A 22,871-nucleotide genomic window follows, 5' to 3' on the forward strand; every position below is an offset into this window, starting at 1 on the left:
GTCGTTGCTCCAACCAACTTAGAGGTGACTAGTCCTGTTCATTTAACAGATCAAACGATGCTATCGCATAAGAAAAGAATAATACAACGAATGAAAGAGGAAGGTTTCGACGTATTGGTCATTTATGCTGATCGGGAACATGGCGGAAATTTTGGCTACTTGACTGGTTTTGAGCCAAGGTTCGAAGAGGCTGTGTTAGTCTTGCACATCACCGGGAAAGCATATATGCTGCTTGGCAATGAGTCACTGCGAATGCATCAATACAGTCGAATTACCGTAGAGGCAATTCATACACCATACTTCTCATTACCGAATCAACCAATGGGAAATACGGATACATTACAAATGTTGTTTGAGTCGGCAGGTATTCTAAAGGATATGCAAGTTGGTATGGTGGGTTGGAAGCTATTTACGAGCAGTTTGGAAGACAATAAACAATTATACGATGTGCCTTTTTTTATAGTAGATACAGTGCAGAAAATGGTGAGTGAGTCTGGAATAGTCAAAAATGCAACTGATTTGTTCATCAACCCGGACCAAGGAGTTCGCACGAAGATGAATGCCAATGAGATTGCTCACTATGAATTCGGTGCTACACTTGCTTCGTCACGTATGTTGAATATGTTGGACAATATCGAACCAGGCAAAACAGAAATGGAACTCGCAGATGAATTGGCCGCTTTTGGTCAACCGAATAATGTTCAAACTATCGTGGCTACTGGGGATAGATTTACAAATGCTATAGTTGCTCCCCGGGCAAAAAAAGTTAGTGTAGGAGATACATTTTCCTCTACACTTGGGTATAGAGGTGGACTAACTAGTCGATCTGGTTATGTCGTTTCCTCAGCTAAGCAATTACCTTCAGAGCTAAATGATTATTTAGAGAGGTTAGCCATCCCTTATTATGCTGCTACTGTTGCCTGGTACGAAAATATTGCAATTGGTATGACAGGAAAGGATATGTATCATTTAATCGAAAGGGTTCTTCCGAAATCAGAATATAATTGGCATTTAAATCCCGGTCATCTAACTGCATCTGAAGAATGGATGTCTTCACCGGTTTATCCTGACTCAACTATCACGTTTAAAAGTGGCATGATGTTACAGATGGATATTATCCCAAAAGTCGCAGGATATGGAGGAGCTAGTGCTGAGGATGGCGTGGCAATTGCTGATAAAGAGTTAAGAATCGAACTTGCTGAAAACTATCCAATGGTTTGGGAAAGAATGCAACAACGACGACTTTATATGATAGATGTTTTAGGAATAAAATTGCAACCTGAAATATTACCATTATCAAATCTAAATGGTTATTTTCGTCCTTTTTTATTAAATAAAACAAGTGTATTGGCAGCAAATAATAATATTTAAATATATTACTTGAATTAGCAGGAGTACTGCCCACGCTGGTTTGCACAAGGTTATAAATTAGCTTCTCTCTTTCATTAATTCTTGACAATCTGGAAAAATCTGATATGATAAAGTCGAATTTAATATACGAAACACATCCACTAGGGGTGTCTTAACAAGACTGAGATTAAAGTGATACTTTAAGACCCTTAGAACCTGATCTGGTTTATACCAGCGTAGGGAAGTGGCGACTATTCCTATACATATGAGTTGAATAAGTATACGTATAGCCACTTTCTTGCGTGCGAGAAGGTGGCTTTTTTGTGTGGTAAAGAAAATATGTAGAAGGAGTGGGAGAAGATGAAGAAAAAATTAACATTGGTAGACATTTTAATTACGATTGTCATTGCTTTTATTTTTAGTGTGATTTACCGAATTTGGGGACCATTATACAATGTGATTTCTGTGGTTGGCTTGCAAGTTGATCAGCTAGTTTATGGTATGTGGTTTATGGCGGCTACGGTTGCTTTCCTGATTATTCGAAAGCCAGGTGTTGCATTATTAGCTGAAGTGGCGGCAGCTCAGGGTGAATTTCTTTTCGGAGGATCCTGGGGGATTTCATTATTACTATACGGCATCCTGCAAGGACTAGGCTGTGAGCTTGCGTTTGCAATGTTTCGTTACAAAAGCTATCGATTGTTTGTCACTTGTCTGGCGGCCATCGGTGCTACGATAGGTTCGTTAATACTGGATGTGTTTTATGGCTATATCGATACGTTAGCATGGTGGAATGTAAGTTTATTAATTGTTAATCGGACGATTGGTGCTATTGTGATCACTGGTGTTTTTGCTTATTATGTAGTGTTAGCATTGGATAAAACAGGTGTTACCAAGATAATTCGTCCGTTATCCGAAGAAGATTATCATTTTTCCGATAAAGAAACGGGGTCGTAGCATGATCGAAATTAACCATTTAAAAGCGAAATACCCAGGACAGTCCAGGACAATTATTAACGACTTTTCTGTATCCGTTCCGAAGGAGGAAAAGGTTTTATTAATTGGTCCTTCGGGTTCTGGTAAGTCAACCATCATGCAGATATTAGCAGGATTAATTCCGGAGGTTATCGACATTCCTCTAAAATATCAGTCTCGTACTGTACCTGACGCGTACGGCATAGTCTTTCAGGATCCGGACACACAATTTTGCATGCCATATGTCGATGAAGAAATAGCGTTCGTTCTTGAAAATCGAGGTGTCGATCGTGAGGAGATGCCTGGCCTGATAACAGAGTATCTCGAGCAAGTCGGTTTATCATTTGCTGACAATCATATGCTGATTCAACAATTGTCAGGTGGCATGAAGCAACGACTTGCGATTGCAACCGTTTTGGCGTTGGAGCCGTCCGTCATCTTTTTGGATGAACCTACTGCTATGTTAGATGATCAAGGTACTGTAGATGTGTGGGATACGATAAAAAAGGTGGCAGCAGATAAAACGATTATCATTGTCGAACACAAGATTGAGCATGTTTTGTCCTTTGTCGATCGAGTTATCATGCTTGATGAGTCAGGCAATATAATGGGAGATGGTACACCAGAAGCCATTTTTACGAGATTTCGTGAGAAGCTATATCGCTATGGTGTTTGGTATCCTGACATTTGGCATGATTATCTTGCGCAACGAGCAAATGCCAGGCCCTCTAAGCCAATGTCGGGTCAGCCGGTCATGCGTTTCGACTCCTTTACAGGTTACCGTCAGAAAAAAATAAAAATTGAATTAGAAAAGGCAACCATTAATCAAGGGGACTGGCTGGCAGTTACTGGTGAGAATGGTTCTGGCAAAAGTACACTTTTACTTGCCATCATGAAGCTGATTCGTATAAAAGGGAATATTTATTATTATTTGCCACAGGAATCAATTCATTGTAACTACCGGAAAATGGGTTATGTATTTCAAAATCCGGAATTACAATTCATTGCAAACTCTGTATATGAGGAGCTAGCTCAATCCTTAGTAAATAGTGGAGAGGAAGTGCTTGCTGAGAAAATAGAACATCATCTTAAAAAATATCACTTATTTCATGTCAAGGATCAACATCCCTACGAATTGTCTGTAGGGCAGAAGAGAAGGTTAAGTGTTGCTACCGCTACGATCGCTAATGTTGAGGTCTTACTCTTGGATGAGCCTACATTTGGACAGGACGCTAAAAACACGTTTGCTATGCTCGATATGTTAGACTCCTGTCGCAGAAATGGGATAACGATTATGATGGTAACCCATCAAAAAGAAATTGTGCATCATTTCGCTACTAGAGAATGGCGTGTGCAACAGGGGCAAGTTCAAGAAGTGACAACATATCCATTACCTATTCAAAGAGAGGGATGAGGCGAATGATTGGAGAGATAACGTATCACTCAACATGGCTGCACCGATTAAATCCAAGTATGAAGCTAATGGCTTTTCTAGTTGTATTTATTGGCTTATTGTTTATTCATAATCCCAATTTTTTGCTTTATTTTATAATAGGAGCAACTCTGATATATTTATTTGCTACGGGGCACACGTGGAAAATGATCGGTTTGCTCGCGTTACCACTATTAATTATATTCGTGTCTTCTGCTACTGCAATGATATTCTTTGGTGAAGGAGAAACGACTTGGTATCAGTTTGGTCTGATTCATATTACAGAAGAAAGCTTCTACCGTGGTCTCCACTTAGGATTAAGAAGTACGGTGTTTGGGATTTTAAGTCTTATCTTTGCTTTAACAACCAGACCGGTCTATCTGTTTTATTCTGTCATGCAGCAAATGAAAGTAAAGCCGGCATATGCCTACAGTTTTATGGCCGGAATTCGTATGCTGCCGATTATACTCGAAGAATTCCAGACATTACGCCAAGCTATGAAAGTAAGAGGAGTCGTATTTCCGCGAGGTGTTAAGGGCATGTATCAGAAAGTGAAGCAATACAGTATTCCGTTACTGGCACAAAGCATTCGGAGAGCACACCGAATCGCTGTCGCAATGGAAGCCAAACAATTTACCAAACAAACGGAAAGAACCTATTATTACAAAATGGTGATTTCCTTGCATGATCTTTTGTTTGTCATTCTCTTAGGCGCGTGGATGCTTGTGACTTTTTATTTCAGTATGGAATTTTCTCTTTTTCCAGTAGAAAATGTGCGGTGATCTGTTATACTAGTTGAAGATATCAAAACTAGTAGGAGTATGACTTGATGGAAAGCTATTTAACATATGACGAAATTTTAACGAAATGTGAACAGTTAAATGAAAAATATAGTATAGATGAAGAAACATTTTACCAGGTGGTTGATCAATTGTTAGAAAGTGATTTACCAACTAAGCAAAAAATAATTAAGGGATATCAGCAATTGATGAAAGCTGTATCGGAAGAGATGGAACAGATGGAAACTGCTGTCTCATTAAATCCGACTTGCCAAATGGGCTGTGCATTCTGCTGTTATTTCCCGATTGTAATTAACAAAATGGAGGCAAAAGTAATACAGCACTCAATTGATCAGATGCCTGTATCACGTAAAAATAAGATTAAACATCATATAAAGCAGTACTATGAAACGCACGGACAAGAGGTAGAGCAATTAGGTAAACTCGACGTCGTAACTGACGGTGATGCCAAATATAATTATAAAAAAGCAGGGCTTCCTTGTGTGATGCTTGATACAGAAACTAACCAATGTCTCGCATATGAAATAAGGCCACTCCCATGCAGAACCTATGTAAATTATACGGACCCGTCTGTTTGTAAGGACAATGAGATGCCGAAAGAAACGATCAGTTATGAATTTCTGTACCAGGAATATATGGGTGCATTGAATGAATTACTACAGTATTTATATGCAGAGGAAGACACCGCGATGGTGCAGTATCCCGACGATTTATATCAGGAAGATTTATTAATAAATTGGATGAAGACAATCTGATTTTTTTCATTCTTTTTTTTCGTATAAAGGACGATTATAACGTTACACTAAGAAAAAAAGGAGTGATTAAATGATTAGATTATGGAAGAAATGGCTAATCGCAGGGTTTATGATGTCATTGCTAGCAGGTATCAGCCTTTCCCCTGTACAAGCAGAAACAAACGATGTGACATTATCGGATGAACAGATCACCGAAATGAAGACATTACAGCAGGAATTGGTAGAAAAAGAAAAGACGATTATTAATAAGTATGTGGAATATGGCGTGCTCACCGAGGAAAAAGGAAAGAAGATTCTCGAGCATCTTGATAAGAAATACAAAATGCTCGAAGAAAATAAATTTGTTCCAATGTGGGACCACAAACATCACCATAAAAAAGATAAAGAGTAACAAATAAAGCTTACCCGCGGGTAAGCTTTATTTCGTGATAAAACTCTCTGTATAGAAAGGCTGGCCGTCCTCTTTCATGGCAACACCTATCGACATGAGGCGAAAATCAGCATGTAATATATTCTTTCGATGACCTTCTGAGTTCATTAAACCTTGATGCGCAAAGATACTGCTCGATTGACCAGCTGCCAGATTTTCCCCTGCTAATTGAAAGGAGATACCATCCTCTTTTAAGCGATCAAAAGGAGATTGCCCGTCGAGATTGTTATGACCAAAGTAATTATTTTCTGCCATATCGGTACTGTGGTTTTGAGCGGTTGTTCGTGCTTCTTCATACCACTGCAGAACAGGCAGACCGAACTTGACTCTGGATGCATTGGTCAGGTCAAACAATTGGTATTCAAATCCTTCTTTTAAGGCGTCACTTGTTCCACCGAAGAAATCTTGTTTTTGATTCTCTAACGACTCGGCCACAATCTGAATCGCTGCTAGTTGGTTATCCTGGTGAACATCATAGAAGAAAGTAACATAGCTTTCATCTATCAGAAACGTATCTTGCTCTTCACTATCGTTTATTTTATAGCGGGTAAAACCTTTTCGAATCGAATCTAATGGTTCACCAAACGCGTCACGAACATCTGTTTTGCTGCTGGAAAGGGTTATATCCTTTGTGGATGAGATTAAATCTTGATTAGTGTATAGAGCAGCGACCTGGTCTTGCTCATTGTAAGCTACCATAAGGAAATTCTGATAATTTTCATGATAGCTGTACCAATCAACTCCGTATTCATTTAGACTTTGCCGGTTCGCTTCTCCTAATTGTTCAGTGACGCTTGCCTTTGATTGAGACAATTCAATATTATGGATGGAGAACGACTGTTCGTCAGGTGCAGTAAGTTCAGGTTTTTCTGCATCTGATGGTGCTGGTGGCTGTGCAGTTGAATCAGTCAATCGTTCGTACACATTTTCAAATTTGTACTTCATTGTTTCGATGGTGCTTACCAACTGCGGATTATTTTTAATGTTTTCTACATCGGTGGTTAATTGTTGCCAGACACCGTTAATGCCTTTTTCCTGATAGTCATCACTATATATAAAGCCTAATATACCAGCAATTAGTAGCAAGGATATAAGCGCTCTTAACGTTCTCAATTTTTCACTCCTGACTGCTTGTTATCTAATAGTAACCATTATAGCACGATCTGGAAAAATTTAAGCATCAAAAACTTGAATAATTTTGTATACTTTTTATTCCTTTATGTCGTCCATTATGGTGTAGCCGTTTAGAAGGGGGGAGAGCATGATTGATGAGACGAAACTGATCGAAAAAATGAAAGCAGGTAATCAGCATGCGATCCGGATGATCGTAGAACGCTATCAGCATCATGTCTTTAAGGTAACATACAGTGTCGTTCGTGACCAAGAAATTGCAGAGGATCTTGCGCAGGAAGCATTTATCAAAATGCTCGATGCCCTTCCAACCTATCAGCATCAAGGATTTAAAACTTGGTTATCAAGAATCGCTTTACATAAAGCTATTGATCACCAGCGCCAAAAGAAACGAAAGCGGGAAGAATTACATACGTTTGAAAGCTTTCATCCTGTAGACAAGAAGTTGAATGTCGAAGAAGAAGTGATGGCTAACGATCAAATCGCTATGATTCAAAAGCGGATCAAGCAGATGCCTGCTAAATTTCAACTAGTTGTTCATGCCTATTATTTCGAGGAATTGAGTTATAGACAAATAGCGGATCGCTACCGTCTGGAAGAAACGACGGTGAAGACGAGGTTGTACAGAGCTAGAAAATGGATGAAGGAAAATTGGAAGGAGGAAGATTTTAGATGAGCCATCTTTCGAAAGAACAAGTTATCGCGTATCTAGAACAATCTATCGATAATAGAGAGGAAATGGAAAATCATTTATTAACGTGTGACAACTGTATGGAATTATATCTTAATGTGATAGACAATCAAACATATGAAGCCGCACCATCTTCTGATTTTACCAATACATTCATGCAACAAATGAACAAAACAATTGTAACACCTTCGAAGGGCCGCACAAATCGAGCACTGATTCATTACGCGATAGCGGCTGGATTCACGGTGCTTCTAACAGTATCTGGTGTATTCCAAGGTGTGATGCAAGCAACAAATGATCAACAAATGGAACAAAAACCATCTATCTCTGAGCATCTCATGTTAAAGACAGATCAATGGATCGAAAAGTTAAAAGGGGAGGGTAAGTAATGAATAATAAATCTGCAGTATTTGCATTTTTCTTAAGTTTTTTTCCGGGATTTGGTCAAATTTACTGGGGCAAAACATTCCGAGGTGTTATATATACACTAGCTTTTTTCGGTGGTGTATTTGTTTCACTGTTCTCAGCATTTACCGGGTTCGTTGGCTACAGTGAATTTTATATATTAATGTTTCTTTTACTAGCGATTATCTGGTTCATTAATTTGATAGATATGATCGTCACCATTTTACATGCAAAACCAACAGGAGTTGGGCATGCACAAGCTGGTGAATACGAGACGAATCTTAGTAATGAAAGAGTAAAGACCATCATTTTTTCCGTTATTCCTGGAATTGGCCATTTTTATATCGGATTAACATACCGCGGACTTACACTATTATCAGCTTTTATCGGTATCATCACGATTGTATTTTTTATCAGCATCTTAACCAGTGGCGTATTTTTAATCTTTTTATTAATCCTGCCAATTATTTGGGTCTACAGCTTATTTGATGTAATTCAACTTTTAAATCGTAAACAAGCTGGCGAACTATTAGAGGATAAAACGATATTAGATGATTTTGAACGTGCGCGTAATAGTGAAAATAAAAGCCGCGTATTAGCCGTTATTCTATCGATTTTTCCAGGAGCCGGCCATTTATATCTGGGCCTCCAAAAACGTGGACTTCAGCTGATGGCTGTATTCTTGTTCTCTATTTATATTTTAGATGTATTACATTTGTCACTATTTCTATTCTTGATACCTATTGTCTGGTTTTACAGTTTCTTTGATACGTTACAAACCGTAAACCGAATCGAATATGAAAACGTGCAGGATGTACCGATCTTTAAAAATATTAAGAACAACCAAAAGTGGATTGGTATTGGATTAGTTGTACTTGGGTTGTTTTATTTATTTGATCATGTCATTCTACCAGTACTGGGTAATCTGCTAGGCAATCATTTCTGGCATTACTATAATTCCTATTTCCAGGTCAGTATTGTCTGTTTACTGCTTATCGGAGGTGGGATGAAACTTGCACTGATGAATCGGAAAAAGAAATCATAAATAGTCTGACAGTAAAAGCACTCTAGGAATGAGTGCTTTTTTGTTTCCGTGATACAAATAATCTAGTGAATTGGATCTGCAGCTCATGTAAGATTTAGCATGTGAATTACTATCCATAAGCAACAATCAATAATTTATATTATTGGTAGTTGTATATCCTGGTTTTTCTAATGAGTAAAGAAAGTATATTAGTACAGTCACAGCAGTAATCATATGGAAAATGAAGCTGACTTCCTATAATATGGATTGTGTCAACTAGCCATCGCTAGCCAAGCATCCATATTGAGATATTTAATGTGCTAGAATACCGCTTCGGCCAACCACTTCGCGTCCTGCGGGGCACGGCTGAAGCTAACTTTGTGAAGAAGAGCACTTCACAAAGTGGATCTTCAGCACCTGCATAATCCCGCGGGAGTCTACGTGGTTGGCCTACGCTAGGATGTTTGCTCTACAACTTTTGGAATTGCTAGCATATTGATTGCACCATAAATAACAGCTTTTGAATAACATAATGCCTAGAACCACTGCTTTTAGCTGTACCGTAAGTTGTAGCACTTCCCATAAGCGTAGGAAATAGGCGGAGACTCCTCATGCGTCAGCGCGAGCTGAAGATCCACTTAGGAAAGAAAAGAATTTTCTTTCCTAAGTTAGCTGAAGCCGTGCCCCACAGGACGCGGAGCCTATTTCCGGAGCTTTGCTAAGCAGATAATGTATATCAAAATGAGTATTTTGATATACAGCCCTAGTTAACATAATCCATATTATAGGAAGTTTATTAATTAAGTCAATTAGGACCGGGTGGGTTATGCCCGGTTTTTCTTATACTTCCAAAATGCTGGGATGTTCCAACAAAAGAAGACAAGTATAACAAATAAATACATGTTCATTATATTGTTTCGTCTGTATACTATATCGAAAGCGCTTCAAAAAGATAGGAGGTTCGTTTTATGTTGGGTAAAATGAAACTGGAACACGTACGAAGTTTAGCTCTGATGATTCTTTTGATCGCATTCGCACTTTTGATGATGGTTCTTCAAGCACATTCTGTGTATGCAACATCAGCAATAACCATTGACTCGCATGCTGAAGGGCAGTCTGTACCTGTTGGGGTGGAACGCATTTCTGGAACATATACGAAGACTTATAATATGGAGATTGTGATTAATGGTGTGAAGGTTGTGAAAGTGCAGACGGATGACCCTGATGGTGATAATGTTGGTATCTGGTATTACGATTTGGACACCTCCACTTATGATGGGGAAATAGAATTAATGATCAAAGGACAAGATACTGTAACCAGAAGTAATGCATGGTCCACTCTTCATGTAAATGTGGATAACGCCGAAGCGAACGTTCCCGCTCTATCCATTGAGAAACCAGCTGATGGCAGCAGTGTCAAAGGTGATGTCAATATAAAGATTGCAGTAGAAGCCAAAAATAAAATAAACCGTGTGGAAGTAAGAATCAATGGAGGTACTTGGAAAGAAGCGTCGTTAAAAGGTAAATACTATAAATACAAGTGGAACACGTCTGATATTGGTGATAAAACAAGCAGTATCGAAACAAGAGCAATCGATTCCAACGGAAATACAGGAAAAAGCTCAACCTCTTATGTGAAAGTTGGCAAGGGAACGAGCGAGACTACCACTGCTGTAGATCAAGATCGTTCGATGTGGATATGGGAAAATGCCAGCTATAATTTACTGCTTAATCCAGGTTCGAGAACGGTTTTAGATGCAATGGCGAAAGACACCACTACATTTAATCAGGATCCCATTACAACATTATATTTTGGCGTGGATACATTTGATGGGATGGATATGCTAGAAGACGAAAGGGAGAAAGTAAGAGACTTTGTAAGCTGGGCTCATAATAAGGGATATAAGATCCACGCTCTTATCGCAGGGGGGACCAACCCACCTTATTTTGGCGCTTACACCAGATATCATGATTTAGCTATTGGAGAATTTGAAAAAGTCCTAAACTATAATATATCTTCCTCTCCAAACGAGCGTTTTGACGGGGTGAATGTAGATACGGAACCTTATATTCTACCAGATTTTAAATCCGCTTATCCTTCCGTTCAAATTCAATATTTAAACTATTTTGAAAAGCTTATGCAACGACGTGACACCGCAGGGTATAGTTTATTAGTAGGTGCAGCCATTCCTAGATGGTATGATTCCTCTTCCAACGCTGAAAATATAGAATGGAACGGTAATACAAAATGGATGTCTCAACATATCCAGGATATTGCTGATTATATTTCAATTATGGATTACTGGGATGTAGCAGATGACAGTCCGGGTATTATTCCAGATGCACAAGGTGAAATAGACTACGCCAACCAAATCGGCAAACCAAACTCTGTCATTATCGGTGTGGAAACAAAAGACATCGCCAATGGTGGAGATCCAGAGACGATTTCTTTTCGTGAAGAGGGTCGAACTTATATGGAAGCGGAATTAGATAAGGTTTATCAAGCTTTTAATGGAGAAGAAGCCTTCGGAGGTATTGCACTGCATCATTATGATGAAATCCGAGCATTACCATCCGCCTGGGGACCAAACGGTTATTTTTGGGAGCCGCCCGCAGATTCAATTGCGCCTTCAGCACTTAGCGAAAATCCAGCCGCTTCCAGTTTTGATTTTCAAGGTATCCATCTGGAATATGGAAGAGCATCTGATAATACGGAAGTAGAATCTTATAACATTTATCGTAGTACGGACAGTGATTTTACACCAGACGCCAGTAATCTGGCAGGAACAGAAAGAGGTTTAACATATACAGATGTAGGTTTACTTCCGAATACGAGGTATTATTATAAGGTAGCTGCTGTAGATGTGCAAGGGAATATTGGTCCGTTTTCTGAAGAAACCTCTGCCATGACGGATGATACGACATTAAAACCGATGATTATTAATAGTATGGATGTCAGTTATGAAGAAAGCAAAGGTAAAGTGACGTTGCAAGTTGTAGATAAAGAGACACTAGAAGGTATTCAAGCTGAAGTTCATGGACGATTTACGCATATGGCAGGAAAATTTATCAGTGCTACTGCTGATGAAAAAGGAGTTGCTTCCGCTGTGAGTGAATCTGTAGTGCAAGATTGGGGTGAAATAGGTTTTGAACCAAGAAGGATCGTATCAGATGGCTATTATTGGGCACAAGCTTATGATGATCCGCACCAAATGTCAACAACCTGGTCTCAAGAAATAGTCACCGTTACGGAAGATGCCTATGTCCGTGGAGGAAGTTATGCAGATATGAACTATGGTGCGGATAGCGCTATTCAAATTAAAGATGTAGCTGGATCAAATTATTATGACCGACTTGGCTTCTTCAAATTTGACCTTACTAGTTCCGCAGATTCTCCAATAAACTCAGCAGTATTGTATTTTCATACTAGTACATCGGTTGTCACATTACCTGTAACCATAATGGGGCTCAGTACAGACAGTTGGAATGAGAACAGTATTACATGGAACAATCAACCTGCGTTACGTGAAGACGATGCCATCATTGGGGCGATCGAAGTCGATAAAGCAGGGTGGTACAGCATCGATGTAACTAATTTTATTACCAATCAAACAGAAGATAAAGTAGCGTCATTCAAATTATCAGATCAAGCTGCAACAGACAGGCTGTTCATGATAGACAGCAAAGAAAATAAGAATCCTGCTTACCTCGTCATCCAATAATATGGTTGTTACAATTGTAAGAGTTGCTTACGGTATTCGTTAGGTGTCAGCCCATAATGTCTTTTGAAAGATTTGCTAAAATGCGGATAATCGGTAAACCCAACTTCAAATGCAATTTCTGTAATGTTCCTATCAGAGTTTTTAATTAAGTCTTTCGCTTTTTCCATTCTGAACTGGATCACGTACTTAATAAAACTAATATTCATTTCTTCTTTAAAAGAACGACTGAAATATGATTCGGATACGCCTATATAATTAGCCACTTCTTGTAAGGAAAAGTCCGCTGAAGCATAATACGCTTCTATATATTTGACAGCTTTTAACACATTTTGACGTGAACCTAAATTTCGGCTGCCTTGAACATAATCGATCATTTGTCTAATCATTTGTTTCGCTATATCCATCGTTCCAGCTGTACTAGGAGACCATCTAATTTGTTCGGGCAGCAGGTTTGTTAAATTTGCATTTCTATTCATTAATTCATTTTCTATATCTCTAAAAAGATTTTCCAATAATTGCGAGAGAGATTGCGGGTAATGAGGGAGCCGGTTAAAACCATCGATGACATCCATGATTTTTTCTAGAGCTCCTTCCTTATCAAACGTCCATATATGTTCAACCAACTCTTTCTTAAAGGTTTCGAGCAGCAAGACCCATTCATTATTCTCAGTGTAGGAGCGTTTAGTTGCTTGCATCTGAGTATACATATTATCCAAGGTTGAAAGTATTTGACCAGGTACGATTGGCTTTAGGATAAAATCGGAAACTCCATACCGGATAGCTGTTTGGGCATAACTAAAATCATCATAACCAGAAATGATAATGAACTTCATGTTCGGATCTATGTTTCTGGCTTTCTCTATTAACTCAAGACCATCCATTTCTGGCATACAAATATCTGTAATCAAAAGATCGATCGACTGCTTTTCGAGTAAAAGCAGCGCTTCTTCTCCATCTTCAGCAACACCCGCAATAGAAAATTTACCTTCCAATCCTTCCAACAGCTTTTGTAAACTTAATAGAATCATATGTTCATCATCTACAATTATTACGTTGTACATTCGTTATCCTCCTTCTGATATGGAAGTCTCAATTCAATGATTGTTCCTCTGTCTTCCTTCCATTGTTTAATGTGTAGTCCATAAGGAGAACCAAACGCTAAACGGGTTCTTTCATGTACATTCCATAAGCCGATACTTTTATATTCTTTTTCATAATCATGAATGAGCTGCTCATCCAGGTTTGTAAAAGCTTGGTTATACGCCTCTTTAATATCAGATTGAATGCCATAGCCTTTATCAATGATTTGAATCACGTAGTAATCTGGTTGTTTATACGTGCGAATACCAATATAGGTAGCTTTCAATTTGTGTTTTTGGTAGCCATGTAAGAAGGCATTTTCCACTAATGGCTGTAGAGAAAAGCGAATCATCGAGATCAAATCCTGGCATTGCTCATCAATCTGAATGTCTACGGTCAAATGCCGGTGTCTTTCTTGCTGGATTTCCAGATATGAATGGATGTGGTTCATTTCTTCTTTTAGCAGTACGACTTGCCGAGCCTCACTAAGATTATACCGGAACATTTGCGCCAATGAGGTAGTTATTTTGCTGATAACCATATTATTATCCAGTATCGCATGTGAATTAATGATCCCAAGTGTGTTATAGAGAAAATGTGGATTAATTTGTGCCTGCATTGCTTGAAGGGCTGACTCTTTTTGTTTAATTTGCAATTGTTTTTCTTGTAATTGTGCTAGATGCACTTCTTCATGCAGTCTCTTCAATTCATTTACCATCGCATGAAAACTTCGAAAAACATGACCAATTTCATCTCGACGTTCCTTCATACCTGTATGCTGGACGCTATAATTTCCTGACTCTACTTTTTTCATCATACGTTGAAGAGTGGAGAGTGAACCAGTGAGTGATAAGGCAAATCCTCCAAATACCGTAAGTGCTACGATGACAATAAATGCACCTAATATAATTGTTATTGTTCTCATTTGGACTAAATCACCAATAATTTTGTTATGGGGGAGTTGTGCGACTAATACCCAATCCGTATCTTTAAATTGCTCATATATGTGTATTTCCTTCTCATCATTTGCTGTTGTTGTAAACACATCACTTTCACTCGATAAATAGCGCTCTTTTAGAGATGTATCTACGAATTCACCAATTCGATTGGGATCTGTATGAAAAATAGTCTGTCCGGTATCGTCCATAATTAGAACATTAGAATTCTCAATAGACAGATTGTCACTGATAGAAGAAAGCTGATGAAGATTAATATCTATAATTAATAGAGCTTTATATAAATAAGAACTGGTACTATGGATCTTTCGCGATACTGTAATGACGGGCTGGGATCCAATTCTTCGCAATCCGATCACACTAAAGTTGTCCATATCCTTCCCGTTGCTAAAGAGGTTTTCATTTCTATTTCTTATCCGCTCCATGTCCAGCAATTCTTTGCTTTGATAGAAGTTGATCTGGCTGTGCTTTTGACTGACCAAAGATATACCGACGATATCCGATCTGCCGTTCATTAATTGCGTGAATAACTCCAATTCTATTTGTTCCGACAGAATAAACGCATTATATTTGCTTAGTTTGTCGTTGTTGATATACCACTGAATTTGAGGGTTCGTGATAAAAGGATAAGTAGAATTTTCGATCTCTGTAATATACATGTTCAAGTACTCGTTGGCTTGCTGGATAAGTTTTTTATTCGATTGGATTGCTTCTTGTTCAATCGTATTCGTAGAGGATTCGTACCAGATCATACCGATTATCGAGATCGGTAAACAGACAAAAAAAGTAAAAATTAAAAAAAGCTTCTTTTTAATGGAATGTGTATGCATGTAGGACACACCCTTTTTTAACATTTAAATAATAGGGACAAGGAGTGAATAGTAATAACTAATATATGTTTACAATAGCTTATCCATGTCTTATTCAGCATTATTCTTGTGAAGTTAGTTAGCAAGAAGTAATTCGTTAATCTTACTAAGAGCAAAAAAGGACAAGTAAATTAAAAAAAACCATTCCATTGTGACTTTATTTTTTGTAAGCTTTTTACAAATATTAATATTTAGGAGGTAACAAAAATGAAGAAAAAAATACTTACTGCTTTCCTTTCATTTGTCTTTATTACGGGATTATTGCTAGCGGGTTGTTCAAGTAATTCTACAGGAGAAAATACTACCTCTAATGAAAATGATACAGAAAATGCCAATGAAGAACAAGTCACCATTAATCTAGGCTATTATTCGGGTGGGAAGTCGGATGAAAAAATGCAAGAGTTGATTAATAGATTTATGGAGCAGCATCCTAACATTAAGGTCACGACTCAGAGTTCACCTTATGGGCAATTCTTCCAAAAGCTCGATACGCAAATTGCTGCTGACGAAGCTCCCGATGTATGGTTATCTGATGGTGTGTTAGTTATGAAGTATGCGGAGCGTGGTGCAATTAAAGATTTAACAGAATGGATTAATCGAGATTTGAATAAAGAAGATTATTACGGATTGGAATCTAATCAAGATACAGATGGTAAGTATTGGGGCGTTCCGCAAGGTATTCAGATCGGGGCCTTATATTATAACAAAGATCTGTTTGATAAAGCTGGTGTAGAATATCCAAGTGAAGATTGGACTTGGGAGGACTTAAAAGAAGCTGCTGCTAAATTAACAATAGATGCTTCCGATAAGAAACCGAGTGAAGAAGGATTTAATAGTGAAAATATCAAACAATTTGGGTTAACGTTCTTTAGTATCACAGAGGGATGGTTCTCCGTTCTTAAATCATATGGTGGGGGTATCCTGGATGAATCTTTGAATAATTCCATAATTAATTCTGAGGAAAACAAACAAGCGTTTGAATGGATGGTAGATGGTATGAGCAAGGGTATTATTACAGACCCGGCTGACCTCAATAGTTTTCAAAGTCCAATGGCTGTCTTTCCTAGCGGATCAGCTGCGATGAGAATTGGTATTTATGCCCGAGTGTTAGCTGCAAATGAAGCTGGATTGAACTATGATGTCACCGTGCTGCCAAAAGGTCCGGACGGCGAGAGATTTTCTCCTGTCATTACGAACTCATGGGTGATTAATGAAAGTACGAGTGATAAGAAAGCAGAGGCTGCTTGGGAATGGGTGAAGTATTGGTCAACTGAAGATGAAGTACAAAAAGAGTGGGCAGAACTTGGAGAAGCGGTACCTGTCAAGAAATCTGTAGCTCAATCAGATACGTTCTTAAATTCCACGGACAAACCAGAAAATAAACAGGCGTTTCTTGAAAGTTTTGATTTTGCAGGAGGTCTTGATACCAACGCAGTATGGAGTGAGTGGGTGGCGAAGTTTAACGAACATGCCCGACGAGCATTTCTTGAAGAACAACCGATTGAAGAAGCATTAGAAAATGCAGATAAAGATGTGCAAAAGATTTTGACCGATTTTTATAACGAATAATAGATGAAAGGGGCCTTGTGAGATGCAGACGAATCGTGGCAATTCTGCAGCAACCACCTTACCCAGAAAAAAACGCAAGTTCATATCGTATGAGGGGAAGTGGGGACTTCTATTAGTCTCCCCTTACCTCATTCAATTCATCGTATTTGTAATTGCACCACTGATTGCTTCTTTATATTTCAGTTTTTCCCAATATGATATGTTAAATGCTCCTCAGTGGATTGGCTTGGAAAACTACGAGAAATTGTTTAATGAACCTTTATTTTATAAATCTCTTTGGAATACACTTTATTTTGCTGTTTTGTTTGTACCAGCACAAGCTTTTCTTGCTTTGTTGTTAGCGATAGCGCTTAATCAGAAAATAAAAGCATTAAAGCTGTACCGTATGGCTCATTTTATACCGGTTATTTCATCTTGGACTGTTGTTATGTACGTGGTTGATGCCATTTTCAACCCACGTTTTGGACTGGCAAACTCTTTTCTTATCCAATTAGGGTTGGAACCGCAGAAATGGTTAAATGATGAACAGCAGGTTATTCCGCTTTTAGTGCTTGTGGCTGTCTGGAAAGGGATCGGCTATATTATGATTATTTATTTATCAGGGTTACAGAACGTACCGAATGAGTTATACGAAGCGGCTGAAATGGATGGAGCCAGTTCAATAAGGAAATTTAAATCCATTACATTGCCTTTAATATCACCTACTACTTTCTTAGTAATCGTGCTAAGTACAATTACAACGTTCCAAGCTTTTGAACAAATATATGTTATGACAGGCGGAGCCGCTGATATTTCTGCAGCTGGTGGTCCGAATAATGCGAGTTTAGTACTCATGCTTTACTTGTACCGGGAAGGTTTCTCTTTCTTGCATATGGGCTATGCTTCCGCAATTGCCTGGATTCTCTTTATTATCTTGTTTATTCTCACGCTGCTCCAGTTATGGGGACAAAAACGGTGGGTGCATTATCATTAAATCTTCTATGGCAGAGAGGGGGCTATATCAATGAATAAACGCAAATTCTTCACAGCAAAAAAGATTGGTTACATTATCCTGACGATTAGTGCCTTGATAATGGTGATGCCATTCGTTACGGCGCTATTTAATTCTTTAAAAACATATGCTGAATTTACAGCGGTTCCTCCGAAATGGATACCTGAGGTGTTTCAGTGGTCTAATTATCCAGAAGTATTTAAGCTTGGTAATTTCTTAGATTACACGTTTAACAGTTTCATTGTTACCGGTTTGTCCGTCTTAGGTGCAGTGATTTCCTGTTCGATGGTTGGCTATGCATTTGCTCGCTTAACATTTCCATTTAAAAATGCGTTATTCGTTATGGTGTTAGGAACGATGATGATACCGCCAATTGTCGTGATAATCCCACATTTTATGATCTTTCAACAAATGAACCTGTTAGATACACTTGTACCATTATGGCTTCTCGAATGTCTGGCACAACCGTTTGGGATATTCTTAATGAGACAAACATTTTTGAGTATTCCCAAAGACTATGAAGAGTCTTCTAAATTAGATGGTTGTAATCCATTTCAAACCTATTGGCGGATTTACTTGCCAATGGTAAAACCAAGCCTGGCAACTGTTGCGATTTTTACCTTTATGACGAAATGGAATGAAATTCTGGCACCTTCGATTTATTTAACGTCCAATGAGAAATTCACCTTGCCAATTGGTATTTTATCACTCGGAGGTCAGTGGTTTGGTAATGAACAATACATGGTAGCCGCTGCATTGATGAGTCTTGTTCCGATCTTAATTGTTTTCTTATTTGCGGAACGTTATTTTGTTCAAAACTTTTCTAGCTCAGGTATTAAGTAGCAATGGAAGGGGAGAAGTACAGCATGCCTCTTTTCTTTGAAGGAGATGTTACAGATCTTCAAAAAGGAATAGATCAATTCGAGCATGAATGGCAGTTTACTCAGTCAAAGGATGGCATAAAGGTACAGGTGAAACGAACGGATGTTGATGAGGTATTTGTTTCTTTTAATGGTTCAGTTGCTCATATTCGTTATCATCATCCGATCCAGTTTTTTCGATCAGTAGGACTGTTGCTGCAACATTTACAGACGAGAAAGCGATTTGAAATACGTGAAGAACCACAATTTCAGATGAACGGTCCTATGCTTGATTGTTCGCGAAATGCTGTTTTAACACCTGAATCGATTAAAGAACTAATACGTTTAATGGCTGTAATGGGACTGGATACACTTTTGCTTTATATGGAGGATACGTATGAAATCGAGTCAGAACCGTATTTTGGCTATATGCGGGGCAGATACAGCAGGGAAGAACTGATGGAGGTTGATGCGTTTGCTGCTCTTTTTGGGATAGAAGTCATCCCATGTATCCAAACGCTTGCCCATTTATCTACTTTCCTTAGGTGGGATGTAACACGAGATATCCGTGATACAGATGATATATTATTAGCTAATTCCGAAAAAACCTATGAGTTGATTGAAAAAATGGTTCGATCAGCTAGCGAACCATTCAGAAGTAAAAGAATTCACATCGGCATGGATGAAGCGCATTTTCTTGGAAGAGGTAACTATATGGACAGGTTTGGACATCAATCTGCATTCCAAATTATGAGTGAACATTTGAAGTGTGTACGGGATATAACTGAAAAATGTGGGCTTAAACCGATGATATGGAGCGATATGTATTTTAGAATCGCTTCTGATAGAGGAGATTATTACGATAGGAATGCTACTATTCCACACGATATTATTCGTCAAAAACCAGATGATGTGCAGTTAGTGTACTGGGATTATTATCATGAAGATCAGGATTTTTATGCTGAGTATATACGCAAGCATCAAGCTTTTGGATCGAACCCAGTATTTGCAGGAGGGATTTGGACCTTTAATGGAAATACGATTCATTATGACAAAACCTTTGCTACTACACATGCAGCTTTACATGCTTGTAAACAAGAAGGAGTGACAGAAGTATTCGTCACGCTCTGGGGAGATGATGGCGCGGAGACCAATCTATTCACAGCTCTGTTAGGTCTTCAACTGTATGCAGAGCATGGATATGCACGGGAAGTATCGCGTGAGAAATTACGAGCTCGTTTTCAATTTTGTACAGGTGCAGAGATGGATGCATTTTGGCAGTTAGGGAACATTGATTCCACTATATATCAACGTAACAATCTGGAGCCTGTGAATCCATCCAAGTTTTTGCTTTGGCAAGATCCATTAACAGGATTGTTTGATCACGATATGGAGAATCAGAAGGTGGCAGCAGGCTATCGACAATTAGAAAGAGACCTGCAGCAAGTGAAGACGAAAGCTGGTAAGTGGCAAGGTCTATTTGATTATACTGGTGCTTTATGTGCAGTGCTAAGTATCAAAAGCACGATAGGAACCAATATGCAAAGCGCATATAAGCAAAACGATCAAGCGGATCTGGAACTGATCCTTCAAGAGGAGCTTCCTGTATTACTGCAGAAAGTAAAGAGATTGCATAAACTTCATTACAAGCAGTGGATGGAGACAAACAAAGCCTTTGGTTGGGAGGTACTGGATATCCGCTATGGTGGTCTGATGTTACGGATTGAAACGACAATCCTGCGATTGTGTGAATTCCTGGATGGAAAGATTACCTCGATTCCTGAGTTAGAGCAAGAACGGCTAAGTTATTCAATACAAGCAAAAGAAACCGAAATGGTTCGTTGTAATTTATACCGGCGAATCGTTACATCCAATGTATTTTGAGCATGTGTAACGTATAACTTTTTACAAGGGAGTTTGAATAATTAATGAAATATGCAGCTTTCAGCGGAGCGTTTATTGATTATAGTATTCAGCAAGCAATGGTTATGACGAAGGAATTAGGATTTGATGGCATTGAAATAGCTTGCAAGGAACCTCACCTGTCCCCGGGTACTTCACTTCCAAGAGTAAAAGAAATGAAAGCTTTAGCAGATCAGTTAGGATTAGAAATTCCAGCTCTTGCAGGGTATACAGGGCATTTTTCTACTGCTGGTGATGAGGAATGTGCCGAAGGTTTACAGGAATTCAGACAACTTCTTAAATGGGCAAAAATACTTGGAGCGGATATGGTTCGCGTGTTTCCTGGTGGTCCTAATGGATTTCTTGCTGAAGATTATCATTATGAGAAAGCAGCTTTTTGGTTGAAACAATGTGTCGAAGAAGCAAAAGCCTATTCGGTAAAAGTGATCATGGAAATCCATAATGTAAGTCTTATCGAAACAGTAGAGCAAAGTAAGAAATTAATTCAAATGATCGGGCATTGTGAGGACATTGGCTTTATACATGACGCAGGTAATATGTATATCACAGATACGGATTACGGAAGAGATTCTATCCTTGATTTAGGAGAGCATCTTTTTCATTTTCATGTAAAGGATGTAAAGAGAGTAAAAGAATCCACTGCAGCTGGCAGTTTTACGAATAGAACGAAGCATGGGGATGAACAGTTCATGCTATGTTTGTTAGGAGAAGGAGCGGTGGATCACCAACCGCTATTTGATACGTTGTGTGAAATAGGATATAACGGTTGGGTTACGCTGGAATGTGCAGCCCCTTATCCGCCAAAAGACAGAATGGATGCTGATTTAAGAAAGGTTCACAAAATGGTAAAGAGGAATTCTTTTTCATAGGAAAGGAGCGATCGAGTGAAATTTTCGGTTATAGGTTGTCAACATCCCCACATCAGTATATTTATCAAAGAAATGCTTGATTTAGGTTATGAATGTGTGGGGATTTATGAACCAGAAAACAGATCTTTAGTTGAAACAATTGCTGGGCAATACAGATTGAAAATAGTAGATAAGATAGACCCCTTATTAGAGGAGTCAGTTGACGTTGTTGGATGTGCAAGTATTAACAATGACAAAATAACTATCATTGAGCTGTGTGAACAATATGGAAAACATATCATGATCGACAAACCGGCAGTTACCAACCGCAAAGATTTCGAAAGGCTAAAAGCTGTAGCAGAAAGAGGAAAGATTCAAATAGGCATGCTGCTTACAGAGCGGTTCAGACCGTCGATATACACACTGAAAAAGCGGATTGATGATGGAGATTTAGGAGAGATCGTAAGTATTTCGATGAGAAAACCGCACCAGTTGAATCCTGCCAAACGACCTTTATGGCATTTTTCCAGAGAACAATCTGGAGGAATCATCATTGATTTATTTGTGCATGACATCGATCTGTTGCGCTGGTTATCAAGTGATGAAATCGTTACACTATCTTGTCATGCAGCAAAGAACATTCTGCCTGAATATCCATCCTTTTATGATGCAGCTGGACTGCAATTGGTTATGAATAATGGTGTAATTGCTCAATTGTATGCGGATTGGCATACACCAGATAAAAGCTGGACATGGGGAGATTGCCGCCTTTATGTGGTTGGTACGAAGGGGGTGGCAGAAATTCGTTTAGAAGGTGATCCTTTTATAGCTGAGGAAGATTTGCTAATAGAAGTGAGTGATAAGAAAGAGTTAACCAAAATAACAAAAATCAATCCATCAGTTACAATTACTGAAGATTTTTTAAGCCGTATACGTGGAGACCAAGGGTTAATAGAACATGAGGATCTGCTTGCTGCTACAGAAGCTACGATTAAAGCGGATGAAGAGGCATGTAAGGTAAATCGCACATGAAGACTTACAGTTTTGATAAGAAAGGATGAAT

The 22,871-nt window shown here is 38.6% G+C and carries 19 protein-coding genes and 1 riboswitch; of the genes, 16 read left to right on the top strand and 3 right to left on the bottom strand.

Going from position 1 to position 22,871, the window contains the following annotated elements; translation table 11 throughout:
- The first annotated feature begins 90 nt into the window (after positions 1–90).
- The 6 genes from MUN87_RS02490 to MUN87_RS02515 all read left to right on the top strand — a co-directional run bounded on the left by MUN87_RS02490 (position 91) and on the right by MUN87_RS02515 (position 5,700).
- On the top strand, positions 91–1,371 hold the full coding sequence (locus tag MUN87_RS02490) for a M24 family metallopeptidase (RefSeq protein WP_244746024.1): 1,281 nt from the start codon (positions 91–93) through the stop codon (positions 1,369–1,371).
- Between the two features lie 132 nt (positions 1,372–1,503).
- Positions 1,504–1,610: riboswitch (TPP riboswitch) on the top strand.
- Positions 1,611–1,710: 100 nt separating this feature from the next.
- On the top strand, positions 1,711–2,304 hold the full coding sequence (locus tag MUN87_RS02495; protein ID WP_244746026.1) for an ECF transporter S component: 594 nt from the start codon (positions 1,711–1,713) through the stop codon (positions 2,302–2,304).
- Position 2,305: 1 nt separating this feature from the next.
- A complete protein-coding gene (locus tag MUN87_RS02500) occupies positions 2,306–3,736 on the top strand; it encodes an ABC transporter ATP-binding protein (RefSeq protein WP_244746028.1) in 1,431 nt (476 codons plus the stop codon).
- A 5-nt stretch (positions 3,737–3,741) separates the two neighbouring features.
- Complete coding sequence (locus tag MUN87_RS02505; RefSeq protein WP_244746030.1) at positions 3,742–4,536, top strand: energy-coupling factor transporter transmembrane component T family protein; 795 nt, start codon at positions 3,742–3,744, stop codon at positions 4,534–4,536.
- 47 nt (positions 4,537–4,583) lie between these two features.
- Positions 4,584–5,309, top strand: coding sequence for a YkgJ family cysteine cluster protein (locus tag MUN87_RS02510; RefSeq protein ID WP_244746033.1), 726 nt, complete (start codon positions 4,584–4,586; stop codon positions 5,307–5,309).
- A 70-nt stretch (positions 5,310–5,379) separates the two neighbouring features.
- Positions 5,380–5,700 (top strand): YckD family protein, encoded by a 321-nt coding sequence (locus MUN87_RS02515; protein WP_244746035.1) that lies wholly within the window; start codon positions 5,380–5,382, stop codon positions 5,698–5,700.
- Positions 5,701–5,727: 27 nt separating this feature from the next.
- Here the strand turns inward: MUN87_RS02515 and MUN87_RS02520 are convergent, their stop codons facing one another.
- Positions 5,728–6,852 (bottom strand): CAP domain-containing protein, encoded by a 1,125-nt coding sequence (locus MUN87_RS02520; protein WP_244746037.1) that lies wholly within the window; start codon positions 6,850–6,852, stop codon positions 5,728–5,730.
- 148 nt (positions 6,853–7,000) lie between these two features.
- Between MUN87_RS02520 and MUN87_RS02525 the strand changes: the two genes are divergently transcribed.
- The 4 genes from MUN87_RS02525 (at position 7,001) to MUN87_RS02540 (ending at position 12,712) form a co-directional block, all read left to right on the top strand.
- Entirely contained in the window at positions 7,001–7,546 is a 546-nt protein-coding gene (locus MUN87_RS02525) for an RNA polymerase sigma factor (protein WP_244746039.1), read from the top strand.
- Entirely contained in the window at positions 7,543–7,950 is a 408-nt protein-coding gene (locus MUN87_RS02530; protein ID WP_244746040.1) for a hypothetical protein, read from the top strand. The genes MUN87_RS02525 and MUN87_RS02530 overlap by 4 nt, the downstream gene beginning before the upstream one ends.
- Entirely contained in the window at positions 7,950–9,011 is a 1,062-nt protein-coding gene (locus MUN87_RS02535; RefSeq protein WP_244746042.1) for a hypothetical protein, read from the top strand. The genes MUN87_RS02530 and MUN87_RS02535 overlap by 1 nt, the downstream gene beginning before the upstream one ends.
- A gap of 947 nt (positions 9,012–9,958) precedes the next feature.
- Positions 9,959–12,712: a CBM96 family carbohydrate-binding protein gene (locus MUN87_RS02540; protein WP_244746044.1), complete on the top strand. Its 2,754-nt coding sequence runs from the start codon at positions 9,959–9,961 to the stop codon at positions 12,710–12,712.
- A gap of 8 nt (positions 12,713–12,720) precedes the next feature.
- On the opposite strand, the gene MUN87_RS02545 is transcribed toward MUN87_RS02540, so the two are convergent.
- Positions 12,721–13,773 carry a response regulator transcription factor gene (locus MUN87_RS02545; protein ID WP_244746045.1) on the bottom strand — a complete coding sequence of 351 codons (1,053 nt, stop codon included), beginning with the start codon at positions 13,771–13,773 and terminating at the stop codon, positions 12,721–12,723.
- Positions 13,761–15,578 carry a sensor histidine kinase gene (locus MUN87_RS02550; protein WP_244746047.1) on the bottom strand — a complete coding sequence of 606 codons (1,818 nt, stop codon included), beginning with the start codon at positions 15,576–15,578 and terminating at the stop codon, positions 13,761–13,763. The genes MUN87_RS02545 and MUN87_RS02550 overlap by 13 nt, the downstream gene beginning before the upstream one ends.
- Before the next feature lie 246 nt (positions 15,579–15,824).
- Between MUN87_RS02550 and MUN87_RS02555 the strand changes: the two genes are divergently transcribed.
- Genes MUN87_RS02555 through MUN87_RS02580 form a run of 6 tightly spaced genes read left to right on the top strand, consistent with a single transcriptional unit; the run spans position 15,825 to position 22,840 of the window.
- Positions 15,825–17,186: an ABC transporter substrate-binding protein gene (locus MUN87_RS02555; RefSeq protein WP_244746049.1), complete on the top strand. Its 1,362-nt coding sequence runs from the start codon at positions 15,825–15,827 to the stop codon at positions 17,184–17,186.
- 22 nt (positions 17,187–17,208) lie between these two features.
- Positions 17,209–18,159 carry a carbohydrate ABC transporter permease gene (locus MUN87_RS02560; protein ID WP_244746051.1) on the top strand — a complete coding sequence of 317 codons (951 nt, stop codon included), beginning with the start codon at positions 17,209–17,211 and terminating at the stop codon, positions 18,157–18,159.
- Between the two features lie 30 nt (positions 18,160–18,189).
- On the top strand, positions 18,190–19,020 hold the full coding sequence (locus tag MUN87_RS02565) for a carbohydrate ABC transporter permease (RefSeq protein WP_244746053.1): 831 nt from the start codon (positions 18,190–18,192) through the stop codon (positions 19,018–19,020).
- 23 nt (positions 19,021–19,043) lie between these two features.
- Positions 19,044–20,921: a beta-N-acetylhexosaminidase gene (locus tag MUN87_RS02570; protein WP_244746055.1), complete on the top strand. Its 1,878-nt coding sequence runs from the start codon at positions 19,044–19,046 to the stop codon at positions 20,919–20,921.
- Between the two features lie 44 nt (positions 20,922–20,965).
- Positions 20,966–21,829 carry a sugar phosphate isomerase/epimerase family protein gene (locus MUN87_RS02575; protein WP_244746057.1) on the top strand — a complete coding sequence of 288 codons (864 nt, stop codon included), beginning with the start codon at positions 20,966–20,968 and terminating at the stop codon, positions 21,827–21,829.
- A 15-nt stretch (positions 21,830–21,844) separates the two neighbouring features.
- Complete coding sequence (locus tag MUN87_RS02580) at positions 21,845–22,840, top strand: Gfo/Idh/MocA family protein (protein ID WP_244746059.1); 996 nt, start codon at positions 21,845–21,847, stop codon at positions 22,838–22,840.
- Positions 22,841–22,871 lie beyond the last annotated feature (31 nt).

Source organism: Gracilibacillus salinarum, assembly GCF_022919575.1.
Taxonomy (GTDB): domain Bacteria; phylum Bacillota; class Bacilli; order Bacillales; family Amphibacillaceae; genus Gracilibacillus; species Gracilibacillus salinarum.

Excerpts from the sequence above, each read along its gene's own strand:
- MUN87_RS02490 (WP_244746024.1), top strand. The coding sequence starts at position 91 with ATGAAAGAGGAAGGTTTCGACGTATTGGTCATTTATGCTGATCGGGAA.
- MUN87_RS02495 (WP_244746026.1), top strand. The coding sequence starts at position 1,711 with ATGAAGAAAAAATTAACATTGGTAGACATTTTAATTACGATTGTCATT.
- MUN87_RS02500 (WP_244746028.1), top strand. The coding sequence starts at position 2,306 with ATGATCGAAATTAACCATTTAAAAGCGAAATACCCAGGACAGTCCAGG.
- MUN87_RS02505 (WP_244746030.1), top strand. The coding sequence starts at position 3,742 with ATGATTGGAGAGATAACGTATCACTCAACATGGCTGCACCGATTAAAT.
- MUN87_RS02510 (WP_244746033.1), top strand. The coding sequence starts at position 4,584 with ATGGAAAGCTATTTAACATATGACGAAATTTTAACGAAATGTGAACAG.
- MUN87_RS02515 (WP_244746035.1), top strand. The coding sequence starts at position 5,380 with ATGATTAGATTATGGAAGAAATGGCTAATCGCAGGGTTTATGATGTCA.
- MUN87_RS02525 (WP_244746039.1), top strand. The coding sequence starts at position 7,001 with ATGATTGATGAGACGAAACTGATCGAAAAAATGAAAGCAGGTAATCAG.
- MUN87_RS02530 (WP_244746040.1), top strand. The coding sequence starts at position 7,543 with ATGAGCCATCTTTCGAAAGAACAAGTTATCGCGTATCTAGAACAATCT.
- MUN87_RS02535 (WP_244746042.1), top strand. The coding sequence starts at position 7,950 with ATGAATAATAAATCTGCAGTATTTGCATTTTTCTTAAGTTTTTTTCCG.
- MUN87_RS02540 (WP_244746044.1), top strand. The coding sequence starts at position 9,959 with ATGTTGGGTAAAATGAAACTGGAACACGTACGAAGTTTAGCTCTGATG.
- MUN87_RS02545 (WP_244746045.1), bottom strand. The coding sequence starts at position 13,773 with ATGTACAACGTAATAATTGTAGATGATGAACATATGATTCTATTAAGT.
- MUN87_RS02550 (WP_244746047.1), bottom strand. The coding sequence starts at position 15,578 with ATGCATACACATTCCATTAAAAAGAAGCTTTTTTTAATTTTTACTTTT.
- MUN87_RS02555 (WP_244746049.1), top strand. The coding sequence starts at position 15,825 with ATGAAGAAAAAAATACTTACTGCTTTCCTTTCATTTGTCTTTATTACG.
- MUN87_RS02560 (WP_244746051.1), top strand. The coding sequence starts at position 17,209 with ATGCAGACGAATCGTGGCAATTCTGCAGCAACCACCTTACCCAGAAAA.
- MUN87_RS02565 (WP_244746053.1), top strand. The coding sequence starts at position 18,190 with ATGAATAAACGCAAATTCTTCACAGCAAAAAAGATTGGTTACATTATC.
- MUN87_RS02570 (WP_244746055.1), top strand. The coding sequence starts at position 19,044 with ATGCCTCTTTTCTTTGAAGGAGATGTTACAGATCTTCAAAAAGGAATA.
- MUN87_RS02575 (WP_244746057.1), top strand. The coding sequence starts at position 20,966 with ATGAAATATGCAGCTTTCAGCGGAGCGTTTATTGATTATAGTATTCAG.